6 protein-coding genes are annotated in these 7,035 nt (G+C 31.1%); 3 read left to right on the plus strand and 3 right to left on the minus strand.

What is annotated here, in order from left to right; translation table 11 throughout:
- The first annotated feature begins 29 nt into the window (after nt 1-29).
- Entirely contained in the window at nt 30-1,745 is a 1,716-nt protein-coding gene (locus AC3WOM_RS14405) for an MFS transporter (RefSeq protein WP_492447341.1), read from the plus strand.
- Nucleotides 1,746-1,949: 204 nt separating this feature from the next.
- Nucleotides 1,950-2,645 (plus strand): transglutaminase-like domain-containing protein, encoded by a 696-nt coding sequence (locus tag AC3WOM_RS14410; protein ID WP_427544921.1) that lies wholly within the window; start codon nt 1,950-1,952, stop codon nt 2,643-2,645.
- A gap of 49 nt (nt 2,646-2,694) precedes the next feature.
- Here the strand turns inward: AC3WOM_RS14410 and AC3WOM_RS14415 are convergent, their stop codons facing one another.
- Genes AC3WOM_RS14415 through AC3WOM_RS14425 form a run of 3 tightly spaced genes read right to left on the minus strand, consistent with a single transcriptional unit; the run spans nt 2,695 to nt 6,620 of the window.
- Nucleotides 2,695-3,636 (minus strand): polyprenyl synthetase family protein, encoded by a 942-nt coding sequence (locus tag AC3WOM_RS14415; RefSeq protein ID WP_492447342.1) that lies wholly within the window; start codon nt 3,634-3,636, stop codon nt 2,695-2,697.
- 36 nt (nt 3,637-3,672) lie between these two features.
- Entirely contained in the window at nt 3,673-4,311 is a 639-nt protein-coding gene (locus AC3WOM_RS14420) for a response regulator (RefSeq protein WP_492447343.1), read from the minus strand.
- Nucleotides 4,312-4,316: 5 nt separating this feature from the next.
- Complete coding sequence (locus AC3WOM_RS14425) at nt 4,317-6,620, minus strand: sensor histidine kinase (RefSeq protein WP_492447344.1); 2,304 nt, start codon at nt 6,618-6,620, stop codon at nt 4,317-4,319.
- 110 nt (nt 6,621-6,730) lie between these two features.
- Between AC3WOM_RS14425 and AC3WOM_RS14430 the strand changes: the two genes are divergently transcribed.
- Nucleotides 6,731-6,910 carry a hypothetical protein gene (locus AC3WOM_RS14430; protein WP_427544913.1) on the plus strand — a complete coding sequence of 60 codons (180 nt, stop codon included), beginning with the start codon at nt 6,731-6,733 and terminating at the stop codon, nt 6,908-6,910.
- The last annotated feature ends 125 nt before the right edge of the window (nt 6,911-7,035 follow it).

The raw sequence follows: 7,035 nt of genomic DNA on the forward strand, positions 1-7,035 counted from the left end.
TTGATGGAACAGATGAAAGAGGGTTGACAATGACAAATCAAAATGAGCCTATATACGGGGGTATGAAGCAGGTATTAGCGGTAAGCCTTGGTTTATTTTTAGTTTTTTTAGACAGTACCGTAGTTAATATTTCACTCCCAAATATTATGAATGATTATGAAATAAATTTAAGTGTAGCTTCTTGGATTATCAATTCGTTTGTGCTAACGCTCGCTATTTTACTAATTACTTTAGGAAAAATTGCAGATTTTTTTGGCAGGAGAAAAATTTTTCTAATTGGCGTTATCGTATTTGCTGTAAGCTCATTATTATGTGGAATGGCCCCTACAGTAGAAGTTTTAATTGCAGCTAGAGTTTTACAAGGAATTGGTGGGGCAATGATTATTCCAACTAGTATGATGCTAGTGAGGACGGCTGTACCAGCAGAAAAAATGGGGCTTGCCATGGGGATATGGGGAGCCGTTGGTGCACTAGCTGTAGCTATTGGTCCTAGTCTTGGTGGTGTAGTGACAGATTTTATTAATTGGCGTTGGATCTTTTATATCAATGTTCCAATTATTATAGTAGCCTTTCCATTCATCCTACTAGCTTTTAAAGGATTTAAAGATATCAAATCCCCATTTAAATTAGATGTTCTAGGTATGCTAGTTGTTAGCATTGCGCTCTATTTTTTAACTTATGCGATATTACAGGGTGAAAAATTAGGATGGACTTCAACGACCATATATATTTATTTTTCAATTAGTATCATAGCCACTCTATTATTTATTTTTATAGAAAAACGGGCTAAGGTGCCATTAGTGGATTTTTCAATATTTAACAATAAACATTATTTAGGTGGCATTCTCTCGAATTTTTTAGGTGGCATTTTGTTAATGGGTACTTTAATTTTGTTACCTGTTTATCTGACACAGGTAAAGGATTTTACGACTCTTTATGCATCATTTCTTATTACACCTTTATCAGCAGTAATGTTAATCGTAGCACCGATTGTAGGAAGAATAATTGACAAAATTGGCTATCAAGTTCCAATGCTTTTTGGATATGTTTTTACTGTTTCAGGTTTTATTTTCCTCTTAAAATTAACACCGGATACTGAATTTCCAATGCTTATTACGATGATGTCCTTATTAGGAACTGGATTAGGTATCATAATGGTTACAAGTGTAACGGTGTGCACGGTTTCTGTTTCAGAAAAGCATGTCTCTTTGGGGTCAGGTATATTTGCGACAGCACGAAATCTTGGAGGTGCCATTGGTGTATCTTTATTTGTTTCTATTACTCTAAGTTTTTTAAATCAATATGCAAACGATATAGTGGATGATGGTGTGACACGCTTTGAAAATAGTGAAGTACCTGATGCTGTCAAGACGATAGCTATTGATAATTTAAAGGGAAAAAAAGATAGCTTTTTTGAAGGAGAGCAGAAGGTAGAGGATTTTAAGGTCTCCAAGGAAATGTCTGATCAATTTGTTGCGATGAAAATGGAGGAAGCATTAAAACAAATGCCTAAAACTGTGGAGGTCAATGCTTCACCAGATATAGAAAAGAAAATAACTGCTATGGTAAATGCTGAAATTGAAAATATAGAAAAGGAAGTTAAAGCTATTCAGAGCAATATCCGAAATGATGCGCAAGGATATATTGTTGAGGCAATGACAAAAGCATTTTGGTGTGGATTATTGTTAACATGCCTTTTTAGTTTATCCTTGATTTTTTTAAGAAAGAAGCATGTTGAAGGGTAAATTATGAACTAGTAATCGGTAGGGTAAAAAATCCCTACCGATTCAAATGTATATCTTCTCTTAATTACTACTCAATTTAATACATACTTTGCAATGATTAAAGAACAATAGACAATAGTCATACGACACTCTAGTAGAAATAGATAATTATAGATATAATAGTAATATAAGGTAATTAAGAGAAGGAGAAAAGGGTGAATACTGATGATGAAATATTTGGAACCGACAGCCATGCTAAATTTTCAAGACGAAGCTCTCCAGCAACTAGTTAAACAAAGAGGATGGAGTGACTTAGCCTATGAGGATCGAATTAAAGAAATTTATGATTTTGTAAGAAACGAAATTAAGTTTGGCTATAATCGGACAGATGATATTCCCGCTTCTGAAGTATTACGTGATGGATATGGGCAATGTAATACAAAAAGTACACTTTTAATGGCTTTCCTTAGGGCAGTTGGAATTCCTTGTAGAATACATGGATTCCTGATAGATAAAAAAATGCAAAAGGGAGCTTTGACTGGCATCACTTATCTATTAGCACCAAGTAAAATTGTTCACGCGTGGACGGAGGTTCAATTACATGATGACTGGATTGTGCTAGAAGGGGTGATTATAGATGATTCCTATTTAAAGCAAGTGAAAAATCGACTATGTAGCTTTAATGAAGGATTTATCGGTTATGGAATTTCAGTTAAGGATAAAGATAATATAAATCTCTGCTGGACTGGTGAAAGTGTATATGTCCAAAGCTTTTCTATAACAGATGATTTAGGAATATTTGATAATCCAGATGATTTATTTAAGAAATATAATAATACGGATAGTAAGCTGAAAGAGATGTTGTTTAATAAAAAAAGAAAGAAAATAAATAAAAAGTTAGATATGTTGAGGGATCAGTGAAAAGGATAAACTCGCTTTCAATTCGAAGCGAGTTTATCCTTTTCATGTTTTAAATATCTATATTTAATAGCTGCTCACGAGCTACACTAGTGAGAGTCATATCATTAATACAAGCTTGAAATTTGTGGTAGTATATTTTTTCTAGAATATGACAGTATGGAATAGCTCCACCATTACGAATGATGTCCATTAAATTTGCTTTTTCAGATTCTGTTAAATGCATATATTGGGTTTTGCTGTGATAGTAATTTTTAATCGGTTGAAAATTACTATCCTCTATGTACAAATAGTAGAGAATAGGTAAAGTGACCTTTTTAATATGTAAATCATTTATAGTATAATCTGTTAAAACATCATGTACATCGTTACGAATTTGAGCTACTATGCCTAAATAATTTGCATATGTTTTAATCGTTTGCAATGTTTCTGATAGAACATTCCCAGCTCCTAAAATACAAGCAAGTTGCATAAGAGAGCCAGATTTTAGGCTAACCATTTCCAAATATTCAGATTCATTAGAAATACGGTTATGCATATCCTTTTGTTGTCCATTGATTGACTTGAGTAGTAATAGTTGAATTTGTTGACTGATAAAATTTTTAGCTTCATCACTACAATTTAATAGTGTAACTTTATGGAGGGAGGTTAGTAAAAACCCGATAATAATATTTAAATTTTCCCCCAAATTAACGTTTGACCAAGGATAAATCAATACATCCTCGTCCTGTATATCATCTAATATATCTGCTGCTAATATGATGAATTCTACAATGACTTGTAATTCTCTTTTTTCTTCTAAATTCTGTTGCTCTCTAAAGATGGAATAATGAAGTTCAGTTAATAGGGCAAAATTTAAACTTTGTTGAAATTTAAAATTTACATAGCTTTGAGCAAGCTGTTGCAAATAGACATCGGAAAATGACTTTTCAATTATTTGATTTGCTAATGTGATTAATTCTTCCTGTAAATTCATGTCCTGATATGCCTTCAATATAATCCCTCCATCTCTTGAAACTAAAAGTCATTATTAAAATTGAGCACGACTATTATTTAAAATTTTTGCAACTGCCTCAGAACGAGAATTTACACATAACCTTTTATATATTTTAGTTAAATTGTATTCAACGGCACGAATGCTCATAAAAAGTTCATCTGCAATTTCTTTATTGCTGGCTCCTTTGGCTAAACTCTCTAAAATTTCCATCTCCTTTTGTGAAAATTCTTGTTGGTGCTTAGCGACTAATAAACCTTGGGATATGTTAGATGGTAACGAACGTATTAACATTTCCCTTGGAATCATTACATAACCATTTAGTACAGCTTGTATATTTATCACTAATTCCTGATAGGATGCAGATTTGCTTATAATACCGCAAATTCCCAACTCGATTAGAGTGTTCAACTGACAGGAATAATCAAATCCTGTATAAAGTATGATTTTAGCATCCGAATGAGTAAGTAAGATTTTTTTTGATAATTCGATGCCAGAGCAGTTAGGCATATTAATATCCAATAAATAAAGATCAAATGATTTTTTCTTTATGTCTTGTATGACCTGCTGCCAATTTGATAGATAAGTGATATGATAATCAGTTACTTCCTCTAGTATATTTTTAGTACCGAGACCAACCATTGGATGGTCGTCTACAATTAATAGCTGAATCAATGTTCTCACCTCGGAATTGTTATTAAAATTTGTAATCCTTGAGTAAGTTCTGTAATAAATTCAATTTCTCCATCTAAAATATGAATACGTTCTTTTATACCTATTAATCCAATATGATCCTCATTATACTGCTCACTTATATTGTCCATCCCTACACCATCATCCTTATAATCTAAGTAAATATAATGATCATCCTCCCACATTTCTATGGATACTAATGTGGCATCAGAATGCTTTTCAGCATTGGTCAGCAGTTCTTGAAGTACACGGTAGATAGAAATTGTTAAATTATGATTGTTCGCGTAATTAGAAAGTAGAAATTCATACCGTAGACTAAAACTAGCTTTCGCTTGTTTCTTTTTACAAAGATCCTCTAAAGATGCAGTAAAATTAGTATTTAGCAAAAAGTTGGGACGTAACTCACTACAGGTGTCTCTAATTTGTTTAATAACATCCAATAAACCGTTCTTGATTTTATTTAATGTTTCTAAGTCTTCCTTCTGTAAAGTGTTTGAATTTTGTATAAGAAGATTTAATTTCTGATACCAAATTGTTTGATCTTGTAAAGCAGAATCATGTAAATCTGAAGCCAATCGTTTACGTTCCTGTTCACTTAATTGCAATAAAAATCGAGTAAGGGTGTTTGATGATTGATGATTAGTTGTGTCTCTATTTTCGATAGTTGCAATAATATTTTTTACTATATTTAAATTTTCATAGACTAATCTTACGTATTTAACAATATTTATTAACCACATTTTTTCATGCAAATTGAACGTAGTATTATTTCTTTTTTTGCTAATCCAAATATACGTACCTATGTGATGATGTTCATAAAGCTGAATGCCAAGATAATTAGGATGGTCAATTAATATATCTGTATGATTGTTTTTGAGCTTAAGTTTAATAGAATCTGCAAGTATGCTTTCTGTATTATTTTGGGTGAAATCAAAGCATTGGTACTCGGTGGTTTCATAATTTATTCTTATCAATAGTAGAATTTGAGGATCTAATGTCTCTTTGATTTGATGCAGTAATAAATCTTCTAAATCATCTTCTTTCATAACAGAAGCTAGTTTTTGTGAAAATTCATTTAAATTTTTAGAAAAAAAGGACTGATGATAAAGTAAACTATCTTTTAATTGAAAATCTAATTTTTCTTTTAGAAATAATGTCACAATATTGATGGTAAGAATAGCTAGAAATAAAATTATAAAATATAAAATAATATTTCTAGAGTAGAATCTTTCACTGATAATGAAAATTGTCAAGATAAGAGTGGGGATAAAAGTCAAAAATACATAATATGGAATTTGTTTTAATATAAAATTAATATCTATTAAGCGATTAGTCAACACAATATAAGTGTAACCAATAGGAATAATAAATAACGTAAAAGCTGCAAGATCATCTTGTATATAAGGTAGTCTAAAGATAAATGGAACTGCATGTAAAAAAATAAAAGGTACAAATGCACAAACATGAATTAATATTAACCATTTTAAAAATACCTCATGATGAGAACCTTTAGTTGTTAAATAAAAATAAATTAGTAGCAAAATTGAAAAACAAATATTGAAACAGAAGTAGCTTATAACAAGAATGGTGTTGAAAGCATCTAAATTATTAATGAAGAAAAGAGTTAATAATTTTGAAATAATAATAGCCAAACAGATAAACCCATTTATTTTATAAAAAATATGCCCTTTGATTTTAATACCCTTTTCTAACAACAGCACTCGAATGAAATGTGTCAGAAAAAGAGAGCCTAAGGGAAAAAATACACTAATAATAATACTGGAAACAAAATCTCCTCTTCCAGATTCTGTCGAGGCAAAAAAACTAAGAGACACTGATAATAAAAATCCAGTTAAATAAAAAGCAACTTTACTATTTTGTTGATAGATAAAAAGAGTCAGAATGAATACTGTTAAGGAAAATATGCTAGGAATGATAATTTCCTGAAAGGTGTCTTTAACAGAATCAGGTGGTGCTTGTATGTACTGTATTTCATTGTTTCTTATAATTTTTATAGAGGAACCATGAACAAAGCAATTATTATGTTTGAGATGATTATTGATCGTAGTCATATTGATCTCATCTACCTCTAAGATAGTATCACCGATAGCGAAATTTGAATAGCGAGCCCAGCCATCGTTATCATAGATATTGGATATGATGATTTGGCCATTTTTATTATACTGTACATCTATACCTATATATGGTTTCAACATAGTGAATATTAAAAAGAAGTGGGCTAATAAAAATATTAATTGTAAAAATAGAATTTTTCTTTTATTACTCTTCATATAACTCTCCCCAAATAAAAAATTTGCGGTTATTACAAATAGATTTGCGGTTAATACACACTCCCTTTATATTATTATAACTGTAAACAAATTGAAAGGAAGGGAATACTATGATAATGAATATGGTTCATACATTACTTTCAAATTCTAATAAAGGTGAAATTGATTTACAACAATTACAGATAACGGGTGATCTTTCAGCTACTGAGCTAAATATTATCCAAGAGGCAGTACAGAATACTGATAAATCAGATGTAATCCAAAAATCATCAACATGGCTTCCTCGATAAAAAATGCTTCTTCTTTCCTTCAACAAAAAAACTAAATGGTCAAGGGATTCTTTGTGAACACTACTAAGTCAAATGAAGGTGATTTCCGTTCCAGGCTACTCGCTTTGCCGCTGACGCTTCGCTTT

It is taken from the genome of Lysinibacillus sp. FW301-JW8, assembly GCF_058788755.1.